The sequence below is a fragment of the Pseudomonas sp. R1-1 genome, from assembly GCF_051132135.1.
Taxonomy (GTDB): domain Bacteria; phylum Pseudomonadota; class Gammaproteobacteria; order Pseudomonadales; family Pseudomonadaceae; genus Aquipseudomonas.
In genome coordinates this window covers 3,345,701-3,360,122 of the sequence record NZ_CP071663.1, presented here as the reverse complement: position 1 = coordinate 3,360,122, position 14,422 = coordinate 3,345,701, and the positions used below count along the sequence as shown (strand labels likewise).

Annotated in this window: 16 protein-coding genes and 2 tRNA genes; 9 read left to right on the top strand and 9 right to left on the bottom strand. The window is 54.9% G+C overall.

The genetic code is table 11. The annotated features are described in order from the left end of the window. Positions 1 to 34: 34 nt before the first annotated feature. The gene (locus tag J3P75_RS15200; RefSeq protein ID WP_434707270.1) at positions 35 to 1,108 is read right to left on the bottom strand and encodes a 3-deoxy-7-phosphoheptulonate synthase; all 1,074 of its coding nucleotides are present in this window, start codon (positions 1,106 to 1,108) and stop codon (positions 35 to 37) included. 701 nt (positions 1,109 to 1,809) lie between these two features. Between J3P75_RS15200 and J3P75_RS15195 the strand changes: the two genes are divergently transcribed. The 8 genes from J3P75_RS15195 (at position 1,810) to J3P75_RS15160 (ending at position 7,214) form a co-directional block, all read left to right on the top strand. Continuing rightward, positions 1,810 to 2,253 carry a GNAT family N-acetyltransferase gene (locus J3P75_RS15195; protein WP_434707269.1) on the top strand — a complete coding sequence of 148 codons (444 nt, stop codon included), beginning with the start codon at positions 1,810 to 1,812 and terminating at the stop codon, positions 2,251 to 2,253. Positions 2,254 to 2,380: 127 nt separating this feature from the next. Next, complete coding sequence (gene gacA, locus J3P75_RS15190) at positions 2,381 to 3,022, top strand: response regulator transcription factor GacA (protein WP_016984198.1); 642 nt, start codon at positions 2,381 to 2,383, stop codon at positions 3,020 to 3,022. Between the two features lie 2 nt (positions 3,023 to 3,024). Further along, positions 3,025 to 4,848: an excinuclease ABC subunit UvrC gene (uvrC, locus tag J3P75_RS15185; protein ID WP_434707268.1), complete on the top strand. Its 1,824-nt coding sequence runs from the start codon at positions 3,025 to 3,027 to the stop codon at positions 4,846 to 4,848. Positions 4,849 to 4,880: 32 nt separating this feature from the next. Then, positions 4,881 to 5,441 (top strand): CDP-diacylglycerol--glycerol-3-phosphate 3-phosphatidyltransferase, encoded by a 561-nt coding sequence (gene pgsA, locus J3P75_RS15180; RefSeq protein WP_007950102.1) that lies wholly within the window; start codon positions 4,881 to 4,883, stop codon positions 5,439 to 5,441. 60 nt (positions 5,442 to 5,501) lie between these two features. Beyond that, a tRNA-Gly gene (locus J3P75_RS15175) sits at positions 5,502 to 5,577 on the top strand. 45 nt (positions 5,578 to 5,622) lie between these two features. Further along, positions 5,623 to 5,696 (top strand) — tRNA-Cys (locus J3P75_RS15170). 224 nt (positions 5,697 to 5,920) lie between these two features. Then, positions 5,921 to 6,178, top strand: a complete 258-nt coding sequence (locus tag J3P75_RS15165; RefSeq protein WP_434707267.1) for a hypothetical protein — start codon at positions 5,921 to 5,923, stop codon at positions 6,176 to 6,178. Continuing rightward, positions 6,168 to 7,214 carry an LPO_1073/Vpar_1526 family protein gene (locus tag J3P75_RS15160; protein ID WP_434707266.1) on the top strand — a complete coding sequence of 349 codons (1,047 nt, stop codon included), beginning with the start codon at positions 6,168 to 6,170 and terminating at the stop codon, positions 7,212 to 7,214. Before J3P75_RS15165 ends, J3P75_RS15160 begins: the two co-directional genes overlap by 11 nt. Before the next feature lie 53 nt (positions 7,215 to 7,267). Here J3P75_RS15160 and J3P75_RS15155 read toward each other — a convergent pair whose 3' ends face one another. The 7 genes from J3P75_RS15155 to J3P75_RS15125 all read right to left on the bottom strand — a co-directional run bounded on the left by J3P75_RS15155 (position 7,268) and on the right by J3P75_RS15125 (position 12,743). Beyond that, positions 7,268 to 8,335 (bottom strand): tyrosine-type recombinase/integrase, encoded by a 1,068-nt coding sequence (locus tag J3P75_RS15155; protein ID WP_434707265.1) that lies wholly within the window; start codon positions 8,333 to 8,335, stop codon positions 7,268 to 7,270. 2 nt (positions 8,336 to 8,337) lie between these two features. Continuing rightward, positions 8,338 to 8,592: a DUF4224 domain-containing protein gene (locus tag J3P75_RS15150; protein ID WP_122699225.1), complete on the bottom strand. Its 255-nt coding sequence runs from the start codon at positions 8,590 to 8,592 to the stop codon at positions 8,338 to 8,340. A gap of 344 nt (positions 8,593 to 8,936) precedes the next feature. Further along, entirely contained in the window at positions 8,937 to 11,660 is a 2,724-nt protein-coding gene (locus J3P75_RS15145; protein WP_434707264.1) for a bifunctional DNA primase/helicase, read from the bottom strand. Next, positions 11,657 to 11,896, bottom strand: coding sequence for a hypothetical protein (locus J3P75_RS15140; RefSeq protein ID WP_434707263.1), 240 nt, complete (start codon positions 11,894 to 11,896; stop codon positions 11,657 to 11,659). Before J3P75_RS15140 ends, J3P75_RS15145 begins: the two co-directional genes overlap by 4 nt. 73 nt (positions 11,897 to 11,969) lie before the next feature. After that, the gene (locus tag J3P75_RS15135; protein WP_434707262.1) at positions 11,970 to 12,212 is read right to left on the bottom strand and encodes a hypothetical protein; all 243 of its coding nucleotides are present in this window, start codon (positions 12,210 to 12,212) and stop codon (positions 11,970 to 11,972) included. After that, complete coding sequence (locus J3P75_RS15130; RefSeq protein WP_332763148.1) at positions 12,209 to 12,499, bottom strand: ogr/Delta-like zinc finger family protein; 291 nt, start codon at positions 12,497 to 12,499, stop codon at positions 12,209 to 12,211. The genes J3P75_RS15135 and J3P75_RS15130 overlap by 4 nt, the downstream gene beginning before the upstream one ends. A gap of 37 nt (positions 12,500 to 12,536) precedes the next feature. After that, the gene (locus tag J3P75_RS15125; RefSeq protein WP_434707261.1) at positions 12,537 to 12,743 is read right to left on the bottom strand and encodes a DNA-binding protein; all 207 of its coding nucleotides are present in this window, start codon (positions 12,741 to 12,743) and stop codon (positions 12,537 to 12,539) included. 75 nt (positions 12,744 to 12,818) lie between these two features. On the opposite strand from J3P75_RS15125, the gene J3P75_RS15120 reads away from it, so the two are divergent. Further along, positions 12,819 to 13,193 (top strand): helix-turn-helix domain-containing protein, encoded by a 375-nt coding sequence (locus J3P75_RS15120; RefSeq protein ID WP_434707260.1) that lies wholly within the window; start codon positions 12,819 to 12,821, stop codon positions 13,191 to 13,193. Positions 13,194 to 13,624: 431 nt separating this feature from the next. Here the strand turns inward: J3P75_RS15120 and J3P75_RS15115 are convergent, their stop codons facing one another. Continuing rightward, the gene (locus tag J3P75_RS15115) at positions 13,625 to 13,918 is read right to left on the bottom strand and encodes a DUF3077 domain-containing protein (protein WP_434707259.1); all 294 of its coding nucleotides are present in this window, start codon (positions 13,916 to 13,918) and stop codon (positions 13,625 to 13,627) included. Between the last annotated feature and the right edge of the window lie 504 nt (positions 13,919 to 14,422).

Sequence of the window (14,422 nt, the reverse complement as noted above, 5' to 3'; positions counted from 1 at the left end):
CGGTTCCAGCGAAACCGAAGGGCTGGCATGGCCATCAGTTCGCAGGTGCAGCGAGACGCTTGGCGGCGTCGAGCAGCAAGCGCTCAGTCGCATTGAAGCCGAGGCAGCCATCGGTAATCGATACCCCGTAGCGCAGAGATCCGCTGAGTGGCTGGCAGCCCTCGAACAGGTGGGATTCCAGCATCATGCCGATCAGACCGCGATCACCTTGAAGCCGTTGCTCAAGCACCTCGTTGAAAACGCCGGGCTGGCGCAAAGGGTCCTTGCCGCTGTTGGCGTGACTGCAATCGACCATGATCCGGCTCGGGATATTCAGTCGATTCAGATCGGCGTGGATCTTTGCCACGCTCTCACGATCATGGTTCGGCCCTTTGTGACCTCCGCGCAGCACCAGATGGGTGTCTGGGTTGCCTGGGGTTTGAATGATGGCCGGATGGCCTTGGCTGTCGACGCCGAAGTGCCGGTGCGGGTGCGCGGCCGACCGCATGGCGTCAACTGCAATGGCGGCGCCGCCGTCGGTGCCGTTCTTGAAGCCGACCGGCATGCTCAAGCCACTGGCCATTTCGCGGTGGATCTGCGACTCCGTGGTGCGCGCGCCAATCGCTACCCAGCTCAGCAAATCATCGAAGTACCCAGCGGCCATTGGTTGCAGCAGTTCTGTGGCCACCGGCAAGCCGAGCCGGATCATTTCCAGCATCAATTCACGTGACAGCGCAAGGCCACCGGCCATGTCATCGCTGCCATCCAGGTGCGGGTCATAGGCCAGGCCTTTCCAGCCAACCGTGGTGCGCGGTTTTTCTACATAGGCACGCATCACCAGAAGCATTTCGTCGCTGACCTGTTCAGCCAGTCGAGCGAGTTTGTCGGCATATTCAAGTGCGGATTGCGGGTCATGGATAGAGCAGGGGCCAACGATCACGAGCAGGCGCTGGTCCCGGCCGTTGAGAATGGCCCGCACGGCTTGGCGTTGGGCGGCGACTTGCTGGCTCAAGGCGTTGTTGAGCGGTAATTGCTGTTTTAATTGCAACGAGCTGGGCAGACGCAACGTCAGCGCTTCGTTGGCAGGGTTCAACGTGGAGAGTGGCAGAGCGGAAACGGACGAGTTCATATTCGGTCTTCCTGGGCTGGCGGCGGTTTTTCACCGCGCACTCGGCCCTACTGGGGTGTTCGACAATTGGCCGGATTGGCTACGTGTGTGTGCTTGCCACCTGCAGGTGACCGATCGGAGGCGGCAGGCTGTCCCGAGCGGAAGCTGGTAAATCGCCAGGCGCTAAAGCTGTCGTAACGGTAATAAGTGGCGTTGTTCATGGGTGAATCCTCAAGTGTCTGGTGGTGTGGCTGAAAATTTGTGAAGCCTGAAAAAACAAAACCCCCGGTCGGGAAGCCGACCGGGGGTTGAGAAATCTCTGGTAGGCGACCCGTTTAAATGGGCGCCGTTTGGGTATCAGGCGCGCCAGTGGCTAAACCAATACCCAAAATAAAAGCTGACCGGAGCGCAAACACCGTTCACCCACGCAGCCGCAACCGAGCGCTGGGCGCTGACGGGATGAAGCTGTGAAAGGGCGTCGAACATGATCTGTCTCCGATGAATGAGCCGAGCTTACTCGACGCTGACTGGCGGCAGCAATCAGAAATTGCTATTACCTGTTCAACATAACGCCTATTGTCGAGGTGTTTGATAGTCGTGACACCCAGTACTTTGTTTGTTTGCCGAGGATGAACAGTGGTGTCATTTATGCTCGCCGGGGCGCTGACCAATGAGGTCAAGAATGGCAAGAATCCGCGTTTGGTGGAGCCGGAGAGAGCAGGATGAGTTTTGAATTGCGTCGCGCCACCGTCGAGGACCTGTCATTCGCCCGCGAGCTGACCAGCCAGAACATGCTGCGTTACTACATCGAATTCGAGCTGCCATGGCAGGACCATGCGTTCGATGTCGCGTGGTCGGAGCGGCAAAACTGGCTGATAGTGCGCGATAGCGTGCCTGTCGGTTATGTCAGTCTGAGCCGGGACATGCGCGCGCTTTATATCCGCGAATTACAGGTCGCTGAAGCGTTTCATCGGCAAGGCGCCGGTTCCTGGGCAATCGATCAGGTTATCGACATCGCGCGCGGAGAGCGTCGTCCGGCGATTCGACTGACGGTTTTCGAGAATAATCCGGCAAGGAGCTTGTACGAAAGAAAAGGCCTGCAGGTGCAAGGCAGAGACGAGTGTTTTCTGCGAATGCAGCTCGATATCAGCACACCTGTGCTTTGAAACCCGCAGCCGGCAAGCCCTCAATGATGTATTGAAACTTTTTTAATGCTGCTTTCCGCTAGGTCTGTGGGGCACTTTTTGCTAAGGTGTCCCGCATCCCAATATGACCATATCGCGAGGTGTCTGCTTGATTAGGGTGCTAGTGGTCGATGACCATGATCTCGTTCGTACGGGCATTACCCGCATGCTGGCCGATATCGACGGCTTGCAGGTGGTCGGCCAGGCCGAGTCCGGGGAAGAGTCCCTGATCAAGGCTCGAGAGTTGAAACCCGATGTGGTTCTCATGGATGTCAAGATGCCCGGCATCGGTGGCCTGGAAGCCACGCGTAAGCTCCTGCGCAGTCATCCGGACATCAAAGTTGTCGCGGTGACGGTATGTGAAGAGGACCCTTTTCCGACACGCTTGCTGCAGGCCGGCGCTGCGGGCTATCTGACCAAGGGGGCGGGATTGCCGGAAATGGTTCAGGCGATTCGCCTGGTGTTCGCCGGTCAGCGCTACATCAGTCCGCAAATCGCTCAGCAACTGGCAATCAAATCCTTCCAGCCGTCCAACGACTCGCCTTTCGATGCATTGTCGGAGCGGGAAATCCAGATCGCTTTGATGATCGTCGGCTGTCAGAAGGTGCAGATCATTTCCGATAAACTGTGCCTGTCGCCGAAAACCGTGAACACCTATCGCTACCGTATCTTCGAGAAGCTTTCGATCAGCAGCGACGTCGAGTTGACGCTGTTGGCGGTTCGTCACGGCATGGTCGATGCCAGCCTCTGATCATGACTGAAACATTCGACTCCAGCGCTTTTCTCTCGACCGTCAGCGGACGCCCAGGCGTCTATCGCATGTTCGACAGTGATGCGCGACTGTTATACGTCGGTAAAGCCAAGAATCTGAAAAAACGCCTGGCCAGCTACTTTCGCAAAACCGGTCTAGCACCGAAAACCGCGGCATTGGTCGGACGGATTGCGCAGGTCGAGACGACCATCACGGCGAATGAAACCGAAGCGCTGTTGCTTGAGCAAACGCTGATCAAGGAATGGCGTCCGCCGTACAACATTCTGTTGCGCGACGACAAATCCTACCCCTACGTGTTTCTCTCCGATGGTCAATTTCCGCGCCTGAGCATTCATCGCGGAGCGAAAAAAGCCAAAGGCAAATACTTCGGCCCCTATCCGAGTGCCGGTGCCATCCGCGAAAGCCTGAGCCTTCTGCAAAAAACCTTTTTCGTTCGTCAGTGTGAAGACAGCTACTACAAGAACCGCGCGCGGCCATGCCTGCAATATCAGATCAAACGCTGCAAGGCGCCTTGCGTTGGCTTGGTCGAGCCCGAGGTTTACGCCGAGGACGTGCGTCACTCGGTGATGTTTCTTGAGGGGCGTAGTCATGCGTTGACCAACGAGCTGTCCACGGCAATGGAAGAAGCGGCGATCAATCTGGAATTTGAGCGAGCCGCCGAGCTTCGCGATCAGATCGCACTGTTGCGACGGGTTCAGGATCAGCAAAGCATGGAGGGTGGCACGGGAGACATTGATGTCATCGCTGCGTTCGTCAACCCCGGTGGTGCCTGTGTGCATCTGATCAGTGTTCGCGGCGGGCGCGTGCTGGGCAGCAAGAATTTCTTCCCGCAAGTGGGCATCGAAGAAGACGTGTCGGAAGTCATGGCGGCGTTTCTGGGCCAATACTTCATCAGCAGTCCCGAGCGCGATTTGCCGAGCGAGCTGATCGTCAACGTGGTGCACGAAGACTTTGCGGCGCTGATCGAGGCCATTCACGAGTTGCGTGGCCGCGAGTTGGCGATCAGCCATCGGGTCCGCGGCACGCGCGCGCGCTGGCAGCAACTGGCTGTCACCAATGCCGAGCAGGCGTTGGGCGCGCGTCTGGCCAACCGTCAACACACCGCGGCGCGTTTCGAGGCGTTGGCCGAAGTGCTCAATCTCGATGAGCCGCCACAGCGTCTGGAATGCTACGACATCAGTCATTCCAGCGGTGAAGCGACGGTGGCTTCCTGCGTGGTGTTCGGCCCTGAAGGTGCAATCAAGTCGGATTACCGCCGCTACAACATCGAAGGTGTCACGGCCGGTGACGATTACGCTGCCATGCACCAGGCACTGACGCGGCGTTTCAGTCGACTCAAGGAAGGCGAGGGCAAGTTGCCGGACATTCTGCTGGTGGATGGCGGCAAGGGCCAGTTATCGATGGCTCGCGACGTGCTCAATGAACTGGCCGTGCCGGATCTGATCCTGCTCGGTGTTGCCAAGGGCGCAACCCGCAAGGCCGGCTTCGAAACGTTGTATCTGAATGATGCAGCGCACGAGTTCACGTTGCGCGGCGACTCGCCGGCATTGCATCTAATTCAGCAGATTCGCGACGAAGCACACCGTTTCGCAATCACCGGGCACCGCGCGCGCCGCGGCAAAACCCGCCGTACGTCTACGCTTGAAGGCGTTGCTGGCGTTGGACCAACCCGCCGTCGCGACTTGTTGAAACATTTTGGTGGATTGCAGGAGCTGTCTCGTGCAAGCATCGAAGAGATCGCCAAAGCCCCGGGGATCAGTAAAAAGCTCGCAGAGTCGATTTATGCGAACCTGCATAGCGAGTAGAATGCCCCCTCACCTCGTAGCCAGTTGTGCCGATGAATATCCCTAATCTGATTACCGTTCTACGCGTCCTGCTCATACCGATCTTCATTTTGCTGTTCTATCTGCCTTACCAGTGGAGTTACATGGCCTCCGCCTCGGTATTTGCCTTCGCGGCAGCGACCGACTGGCTGGACGGTTATCTGGCCCGTCGTCTGGAGCAGAGCACGCCGTTCGGCGCGTTTCTCGATCCGGTTGCCGACAAACTCATGGTTGCCGTGGCGTTGGTGTTGCTGGTGCAGGAACACGGCAATCTCTGGCTTACGTTGCCGGCGGCAGTCATCATCGGTCGCGAAATCGTCGTTTCGGCATTGCGTGAATGGATGGCCGAACTCGGCGCCCGTGCCCATGTCGCAGTGTCCAATCTGGGCAAATGGAAAACCGCTGCACAGATGCTTGCTTTGGTGATCCTGCTGGCCAATCCCAAGGACTTCAGCTTCTGGGTGATATTGGGTTACGCCTTGCTGATGGTCTCCGCCGGCCTGACGTTATGGTCGATGGTTCAATACCTTCGTGCTGCCTGGCCGCATCTGAAGACGGATGTGGAAAAGAAATAAAAGTTTTTTGAATCAAGGGGTTGACGGACCTTCTTAATTCTATAGAATGCGCATCACCAAGCGGGAATAGCTCAGTTGGTAGAGCACGACCTTGCCAAGGTCGGGGTCGCGAGTTCGAGTCTCGTTTCCCGCTCCAAGTTTTACGTATTTGTTGTTGTGCTACTGACAGCAAATGCTTTGAGGCCGAGTAGCAAAATGGTTATGCAGTGGATTGCAAATCCACCTACGCCGGTTCGATTCCGACCTCGGCCTCCACTATTAAAAACCCCGTAGATCAATGATCTACGGGGTTTTTTATTACCTGCAAAAAAGTGGGGTGTTCCGCAATTTTCACTGGTGTTCCGCAAGGAACCCTCTGTTTTCCATAGAGACGGTGGCCTTGTCGCGCTTAAGATGCGCTGTAGGCGACGCGCGCAAAGCTCGACATAGTTGCTGGCGACGTGCCACGCTAGCAACAAGTGAAAATTCTGGAGCCGGTTATGTTCGTTCTTAAGCTTTTGGCGTTCGTTGCGTTCTTTGGCTCAATTGCATGGTTTTGGGCTAGTCCTGATTACGAACCTGGAATCGCAATTGTCTCAACGCTATCCGGACTAATTGCCATATGGTTTGGCGAGCGTCAGTCGGCTCGAAAAGAAGCACAATCACAGGTAGTCGGGGCTGGTGGTGTTGGAGTGCAGGCGGGCCGTGATGCTCACGTTGGAAGCATTTCGGGTGGGGATTCAAAGGATGCTGAATAAAGACCAAAACCAAGAAGTCGGTGCCGGAGCGTTAGCAATACAAGCGGGCGGAAATGTCACTGTGGGTATTTCCGTTGCGGACGCGCGGGCAATTGCTTTGGATGTTGCAAAGGCGACTTTTTATGAGCTGACCGGGGCTGCGAGGGACACGATGAGTGCCCGAGTAGAGGAAATCACTGAGAAGGTCATTTCCCAAATCGAAAGGGATTACCCGGAAGGCCTCAAGAAAGCGGTTGATCCGGATTTTCAGCATGCTTTATATACCGTGCAGAAAAATTATGGGCGAACAGGTGATGTTGACTTAGGGGACCTGCTCGTCGATTTGCTTGTTGATCGGAGCAAGCAAGATAAGAGGGACTTACTGCAAATTGTCCTGAATGAATCGTTGGAGATAGTTCCTAAACTCACTTCTGCGCAAGTGGCTAATCTTTCCATGCTTTTTTTGTGTTGCTATACGATAGATAACGCAGTAGTTAATGATGAGCAGCTAGGGCTATATTTCGATAAAAATATACTGCCACTTGCAGATCAGCTAGTTAAGAGTGCATCATCTTTTCAACATCTTCAGTTTACAGGGTGTGGTAGCGCGCAAATGATCTCGCGGAGCCTTGAGGAATCCTTTTTGGCCCAATATCCAGGGCTTTTCTCGAAAGGGTTCACTAGAGATGAAGCTGATGTTGAGTTGCTTCCAATTAGAACTAGGCGTAAATTTTTGATGACCTGCTTAAATGACTCGGAAAAGCTTCAAGTCCGGGTTCAAAATGCTGCTTCTCTTACAGCGATGTATGACGAACATGGAGTTGATGAGGCGAATCGATTAATAATAGATCGGCTCTTTAACTTGGGGCGAATGTCTCATGCAGAAGTTCGTGCGAAGTGTATGGGGTTGCGAGGCTATATGGAGCAGGTGTTTTCATTGTGGAGCGTTAGCGACTTCAGAAGTTTCACCCTCACTAGTGTGGGTATGGCAATTGGTCATGCAAATATGAAGCGAATTGCAGGTAATTTTGGCCCCTTATCTCAATGGATTGAGTAAATTATATTTGTTAGCCGGCTTTGACCGGAAGCCGGTTCTCTCTAAAGGTGTAGTTATTTCGTTGGCTTTACGATTTCCCCCACTCGGCGGTATACCTTTTTTGTCATTTCCTCAGTGGAATGACCAAGCAGACGGCTTGCGTGCTTGATGTCCTCGATTTCGCTACCGGCCTTTGGGCGGATGTCTCTGAATTGAAACTTTCGAATCGTGATGGCCAGCTCGGCGTCACCTTCGGTCGCGGCTTTTGTCGCCGCCTGGTCTCGGGCCTCGTCCCAACGGTTGCGCAGCATGTTGTAGCTCATGCGTAAGCCTGTGTGGTTTGTGATCAAGGTCGATGTCTTTATGCCAGCCTGAACCCGCCGATCAAGGAGACCGTTGATGAAGACACAAAGATCTGTCTCGTTGTCGGCGTCGTAGAGGCGGATTCTCAGGCGCTTTTCCGTCTTGCCCTGGCCAACCATCAGAAATCCATGATTAAGATCGGTGGTCGATGCCTTCAACACGTCGGCCGGGCGCTGGCCCGTCAGATATGCCAAGTCCATGGCGTCCCGGAGGTCTTGTCCGGCTTGCTCGTACACGGCATTCCATATGATATCGCCGGCGTAGAAGTCCCGAGGCGTCTCCTTGTTCCTTCGAAGGCCGAAGCACGGGTTGGCCTTGTCGGTCAGGCCCCACTCGCGGGCAAAGGTGAACATTGTCGAGAGCAGGGCGATCTCACGATTTGCGCGCACTTTCGCCGTGCGCGCGTCTCGGTACTGAGCTATCACCTGCGGCGAGATCGCCTCGATCGGGGCCGACTCGAATGCGTTCCGCAGTTGCTTGAGACCCTTTAAGTAATCGTTTCGAGTGCCTGGCTTGAGTGTCGGGATCACCTTCGACTCATAGTCATCAAACAACCGGCCCATCAAGTGGGCCGGTTTGGGTACCGCTTTGCGATCTAATCGTGCCCATTCGATCTTGGCTTCGTCGAGATCCCCTCCCAAAGGGATCTCGACGCGATTGCCTTCAGCATCTCTGCCGTTGTAGTAGTAGCCCACCCAGATTTGTCCGTTTTTCCTTTTTCGGGTGCGGCGGATCATCCTTGGTGGCAAATCTCGGTTTGCTGGTTTCTTATGGCGCATTGTTAGTTCACACGGGATAGATCAAGGGACCAGGTCTCGGCGACAGCGTTGTTGGCTGACGGCTTTACCCCGGCGAGTTTCAAACGGGCGTAAACACGGCCCACCACTGGACGTTGTGCGCCCGTGAGGACGTACTCCCATTCGTTGCGGGTTAACCACTGGCGCTGGAAACACGGCGTCTTGTATCCAGTGATGGTTGCCAGTTCATCTTCCGAAAGCGTTTCGCTCGCCAACTGAGGCTGGTTTTCTCGATTCATGCTTGTTCCAAAGAGAAAGTGTCTCGTGGCTTGTTATGTTTTTCAGAGGGCAAATCTGCTCCTTCCAGGACGAAACTGGCTGTCTGCTTCGAGGGCCACAAACAGTCAGGACTACTGCAGGCCTGGACGACAGCCGTAGCGCTGCCTATGTCGGCACACGCTCTCTCGCACATGCGCAATCTGTACCCAGCCATACGCGCAGCAACAAAAGAAACCTCGTCGCAGACTTTGAAAATGTTCGGGGAGGCCTCTATATCGCTTCCGCTTGGTTTTTGTGTTTGCATGGTGTTCTCCATTACGCATCTCGGCACTGCAGCGCCGAGTGTTCCTTTAATTGCAGCGCGTCACGCCTGCTTAAAAATCCAGCAGCGCACAGTAGAGCTCCGTCTTGGCACTCCGTTGATTACCGCTTGAGAAGCGCGAACCGCGCTGTACACCGCTTTATTGGTTTCCAGCCACTTATGGCTACGACTGTTCACTAGCAGCCCACGCAACGTTTTGAGGTCGGCGAGGTTCTGCCGGTGGAGGCTGGCTAACTCCGCAAATTCGTTGAGGTTGACCGCGATAAGTTTGGGGTCTGTACTGTGATTGACCTGTGGGCCTTCGCCGAGACTTTCGAGGTATTCGAATACATCCCAAAACTCGGCAACCAGCGGGTGGTCAGCGCTGATCGCGGCTTGTCGCTCCAGCGCCATGCTCATCAGCGCTTGTTGTGTTGTGTCTAGCTGGTTGTCATCGAGCGCGCAAACCAGGCGCAGGCAATCCACCAGAGCCATCAACTGGCTGTGGTTCTTGATAATCCGCTCAACGCGAATATCTTTGAGTTCGCGTAACTGCCGTTCGTGAACAAGCACGCGCTCGGCGAACCGAGTCATCACCTGCGTTTCAGCACGTACGGCCAGCAGTAAAAAATGGCTCAGTTGCTCCACTGGAATCAGATTCAAATTGTCAGCGGCCGCGCGACTCTCTGTCGTGACTTCCGGCCGCGCAAAATGCGATTTGATGATCCGCGTGAGGATGGCTTCGGAAGCGCTGACATCGGCGTTCTGACTAATCGCAATCGCACCGCGAAACGGTGGTTCATAAGTCTCGTTCCCGCTGGTTTTCATGCCCTTGGTGCCGAGCGTGCCGCCGCCGTAATAGTCCTTCAGCTCGTCCCAGTCGAAACCTTTGGCGTGGGCTTTGTCCGGTTCATTCCGATCGCCCTCGATCAGCACCACTGGCATATTGGAAACTTGCCCCATCGCCCGCTGACGTCCGGCCCGGGTCGATTTCGAAGGATCAAAACCCTCATGCTCGCGGCCGAGCAGCTTCCACAAAAAAGTCAGCAACGTGGTCTTGCCGGCGCCGGCCTCGCCAGTGACCTCAAGGAACGGAAACGACTTGTACTTCGCTCGGATCTGCTCGGCGAAGAGCGAGCCAAACCAGAAGGCGAGGGCGACAATTCCCTTGGCACCAAAGCACAACCACAACATCGGCAACCAGTCAGTGCGGTACTGCTTCCCGTCGCGCTGAATGTGCATGGTGATCGACTTCTGCAGTGTCTTGAGTCGCAGTTTGCCGAATTCGAAAAAGTCTTCCTTGTTCACTAGGCTGACGATACCGCTGCGGACCGCGAGGTCGCCGAATACGTAGCAACTGTGCTGCTTGCTGTAGCCGACGAAGTCGACCGTTTCGACAGTCTTCAAACCGAACAGCTGGTCCTTCATGATCTTGTCGAGCTGCTTGCTACTGCCGGTAAACACCGCGCCGGCAGCCATCCCCAGCAGGCGTTTTTTGAACTCGCTAGCAGCAGCGACCTGGCCACCAGTGAAGGTGTTTTTCACACTGCCACTGTCGTGGGGGAAGTCGACGCGAAAGTAATACCAGGATTCATCGGTGACTTCGTTACGTTGAAAATACAGGGCCTGCGGATAACAGTTGGCGATCTCTATGACACCACCACATTGCCGCAGGGCTTTTTGCCGTCGCTGGCCTTCGCTGAGTAGCTGGTCTTCGTGAAGGTCGGAAGCTTCCAGCGCATGCATCGCCCGGCTGAACTTCTCGAGATCCATCCTGAACCAGTACAAACGGCTGTCGAAACCAAAGTGAAATTCATGGCGCTCGCGCCAGTCGTACATCAGCACGCCTTTTTCTGAGGCGCTTTCCGCGATCAGCAAAGAGCCATAATAGCGGGCGGTGGCCACGTCTTTTTTAATCCGCTCGGCGCGCTGATTTTCATCATCGATGAAAGCCCAGCGTTGATGCAGATCGTTCCAGTCGACCTTGCGGCTGTCTGTTTGGGGGATCTGCGCTGCATAGCATTCGTAACCTAGGGCTCGAGCCTGGCGCACCCAGCGCTTGGTGTACTTGTGCGCACCCGGTTCGTTGTCCAATGCCCAAACCAGTTTGGGCAACTTCCCGCCGCGCTGGCGAGCCAGCATCTTCAATGAGTCCTCAGGGAAAAGGTTGGACGACATCGCGGACACTGCCGCGATGCCGTTATGCACCAGAGCGATCGCGTCAAAAATGCCCTCCACAATCCACAACTCTGCGACGTCCAGCAGTCCAATGCAGGGAGGACACCACCAGCAACCACGCGGGCTTTCGCCGGCTTTGAAGCGCGCCTTCATCTTGCCGAACCGTTGCGGCCGGTCGATCAGGCGTTCCCAGTAACCTCCCTTTTCGAGCGCGAAGCGAACAGTCGCGCTGCCGGCGATCAACGCTTCAGAGAAATACGTTTCCTGAGAGAACCAGCCTTGAATGAGTTCAAAGCGAAAGCCCCGAGCAAACTCCAGATAAGCCCGAGCCGTCGCCAAGGGGAATTGCTCAGAGGACGGCGCGCGCTTGCTCCAGTCGTCGAACAAATCTTCGTAGATATCTTTAAGGTGCCACTGCTGCGCGCATTTGCTTTCTCGTCCGCAGATGAGCAACCAAGGCTCGGCATACCGTGTGTAGAGCTCTTTCTTTCCACACGCTGGGCATTTGCCGCCTCGCAGATAATCGGTGCTCAAGCGACGCTTGAGTCCATAGTCATCTGCGAGGCGCTGCAATACATCGGCGTGTAAAGTGCTGGGAAAGGCGCTCACCAAGAACGCCTTCTCCAGATTTCTTCCGAGAGCGCAGTGATCAACTGATGTTTAACTCTCAAAGACGGAAGGGCTGCCAGCATTGCGTTAAGCCTGTGTTCGATGGGAATGACACTAAATAGCTCTTCATCCCAGTGCTTTTCATGAAGTGCGGCATATAGATCACGAATGTCATCCAGAAGCTTGCACGCTTCGATACGGCTCAGTGTCAGGTTGATGCAGATTGAATCTTCCATGGAATCCTCGATTTTTAGGCAAAGCGTTCCCAACCCTGTGGATCAGGGATGCGGGGTACTTAAATGAGAAGGGTTAGAGCGTGTCGGTGACCTGGTGAGGCGCTCGATCGGCCTGCTGCAAGTCATTCCACGCCAGGTACACCAGTTTTTCCGCGAGGTTGGCCGGAACCTCAAGGGCTACGATCAAATGGTGTTCGGCGCAGCTGAACAAGCGATCTGAGTCAACTAGATACTCAGCTCGATGCCGCAACAGGTAGGCGTGAGCTGCGTCCTGCATGCAGGTGCGATAGTCAGGGGCGAAATGGGTGGTGTTCATCGTGCGGCCTCCATTGCCTGAGGCGGAATCAACGACATCTGATTGTCATCGGGTTGCATGGCCGCTCGACGCTGCGCCACACACGCCAACGGGAGTTGCACGGCAGGGTTTGCCATTCCGCTGGGACTCATCTCATGCGTCATCTCAAACTCAGCACGGACAGACCAGCCGCAGGCTTCGTTTAGGCATTGCAGATAAGCGACACGCAGAAAAATATGCGTGCCTTCGCTGGTGCGTATTCGCATGCGGTTATGGCAATGGGGGCAAACAAGTTTATAAGTGCTCAATGGTGGGCATCCTTGCGTTGGGTGAACGATTTGACTCTCAGTCTCCGGTGCTAACGGTGCCGACCTTGATACCCAGCAATACCGCAGCGTCATGGGCTTTGCCGCGAAGTCCTTTCTTGCGACCGTTGAGCAAATCACTGACCAAGTTGCTATTGAGGTCATTACGGCGACAGAACTCGGCAAGGCTGATGCCTTTCCGATCAAGTTCCGCTCGGGCTTGCTCGGATGTGAGTGGGGCGGGCATAGTGTCCATTCGTGTGCATTCGTGTTGGTTTGATTTCATTATGCCCAAATAGTTGGGCCTGTAAAGGGTGAAAGCTTGAAAAGTTGTGCATCTCAGGAAGACTTGGACGTTGGAGTAGGTGAGCGTTTGCGCGAGGAAAGGACGCGCCTAGGCCTTAACCAAGATGCCTTTGCACAGCAGGGCGGCATCACTCGCAACACGCAGGGCAGCTATGAAAAAAGCGAGCGTAATCCTGATTCTGCCTACCTCACAGCCGTGGCCAGAGCCGGTGTGGACGTCCTTTACGTCTTGACCGGTGTACGTCTATCGCCAACTGCCAATGAGCTGGATGCTGCTGAAAACCAACTCATTCAACAGCTTCGAACGCTGTCTGAATATGACCAAAAAGCTGTGCATCGAATTGTCGGCGCCATGGCCGAAGTCACGCACCTTTCTGCTGCCAAGAAATAACTCGTCGAGATTTAAAACATTCGTTACGACGGATTTCAGTTTTGATTTTCCACACTCATGAGTAACGTTGCCCCTCAATGCACTTAATGGAGTAGTGGGCATTTGGATCAAGACAAAAAAGAGAACATACGCACGGATAAACCAAAGTGCGAAATGTCCGAGTTAACGCAAGAAGAGCGGAATCTTCTTACATCGTATAGAGCGATGTCTGAAGCGGATCGTGGATACATACAGCGCATATCACAGGCGCTTATCCACAAGCCGTGATACTCGAGTTCAGTGCAACCGACCTATAACTTTTGTAATTAATTGGATAGAAATGGAAAGCCCAAAGGAAGCCCGGCCCTGTGTCGGGCGTTTTGATGCTCGGGGGAGGGCGCTAAAAGCACGCCCACCCACCGTCGAAGCACTCAAACGTAGAGGCTCGCTCGCTATTTTGCGGCTTTCAGAGTCACCGGGCCGGGGCGTGGTGACATGGCTTTGAGGACATCATCGACCACGGCTTTTGCAAACACCGTCACGAAGTGCGCGCCCCAGGCATATCGGTCAGTTTCCTTCGCGAAAGCGGCGTCTTCTGCCAGTGATTTGGCCAGGCACAGCAGATCTGATGCCCGAGTCAATGCATCCTTGAACGGAACGCCGGCACAAACTTGAAAAAGTGGCTTGTCCGCGCAATAGATGAAGTGGGTGTGACCGATGGTTTGTTCTTCGGCTTCTTCGATCATTTGACACCTCCAGAAATAGAGGGCAATTGGAAAGATAGTGAAATCTGGCGTTGAGGGTGAGGTGGGGAATAAATGAAGATAGTGATGTTCATGGTCTAACTCCTTGACATGAGGAGCTGCCGCTATCGTTTCCAAGCGAATGGGTGGCAGCTGTACGCAGGTTGGAAACCGGGAGTCAAGGAGACCGGCACGTCCTAAGACGTCCCACGCACAGCCGCCATATCATAAACCTACAGTCGTAAAAGTACGCTGACGCTTATGGGAGGAGCGCTGTTGCGTGACTCGACGGGTTTCCAAGCCAGATCGCTGAATCTGCAGCGATGTCTGGAGAGTATCCCGGCGAATTGAGGGTCGGCAAGGCACTTGCCTGCTGAGAGCACAGAAGTCGTGCTTCCTTACGCAACTCGCGGATTTTGCCTACAGCTTTGACCTGAGTCACCTGATATTTGGATCCCATGTCAAACGGGTCCGCGGACTCATTCGCCTGTGACGCGAAGGCTTTCT

What these genes read in the sequence shown, in the direction of transcription:
- J3P75_RS15125 (WP_434707261.1), bottom strand. Translation starts at nt 12,743, where the DNA reads ATGCCCGCCCCACTCACATCCGAGCAAGCCCGAGCGGAACTTGATCGG.
- pgsA (WP_007950102.1), top strand. Translation starts at nt 4,881, where the DNA reads ATGAATATCCCTAATCTGATTACCGTTCTACGCGTCCTGCTCATACCG.
- J3P75_RS15160 (WP_434707266.1), top strand. Translation starts at nt 6,168, where the DNA reads ATGCTGAATAAAGACCAAAACCAAGAAGTCGGTGCCGGAGCGTTAGCA.
- J3P75_RS15165 (WP_434707267.1), top strand. Translation starts at nt 5,921, where the DNA reads ATGTTCGTTCTTAAGCTTTTGGCGTTCGTTGCGTTCTTTGGCTCAATT.
- J3P75_RS15195 (WP_434707269.1), top strand. Translation starts at nt 1,810, where the DNA reads ATGAGTTTTGAATTGCGTCGCGCCACCGTCGAGGACCTGTCATTCGCC.
- J3P75_RS15115 (WP_434707259.1), bottom strand. Translation starts at nt 13,918, where the DNA reads ATGATCGAAGAAGCCGAAGAACAAACCATCGGTCACACCCACTTCATC.
- J3P75_RS15200 (WP_434707270.1), bottom strand. Translation starts at nt 1,108, where the DNA reads ATGAACTCGTCCGTTTCCGCTCTGCCACTCTCCACGTTGAACCCTGCC.
- J3P75_RS15150 (WP_122699225.1), bottom strand. Translation starts at nt 8,592, where the DNA reads ATGAATCGAGAAAACCAGCCTCAGTTGGCGAGCGAAACGCTTTCGGAA.
- J3P75_RS15140 (WP_434707263.1), bottom strand. Translation starts at nt 11,896, where the DNA reads ATGGAAGATTCAATCTGCATCAACCTGACACTGAGCCGTATCGAAGCG.
- J3P75_RS15155 (WP_434707265.1), bottom strand. Translation starts at nt 8,335, where the DNA reads ATGCGCCATAAGAAACCAGCAAACCGAGATTTGCCACCAAGGATGATC.
- uvrC (WP_434707268.1), top strand. Translation starts at nt 3,025, where the DNA reads ATGACTGAAACATTCGACTCCAGCGCTTTTCTCTCGACCGTCAGCGGA.
- J3P75_RS15135 (WP_434707262.1), bottom strand. Translation starts at nt 12,212, where the DNA reads ATGAACACCACCCATTTCGCCCCTGACTATCGCACCTGCATGCAGGAC.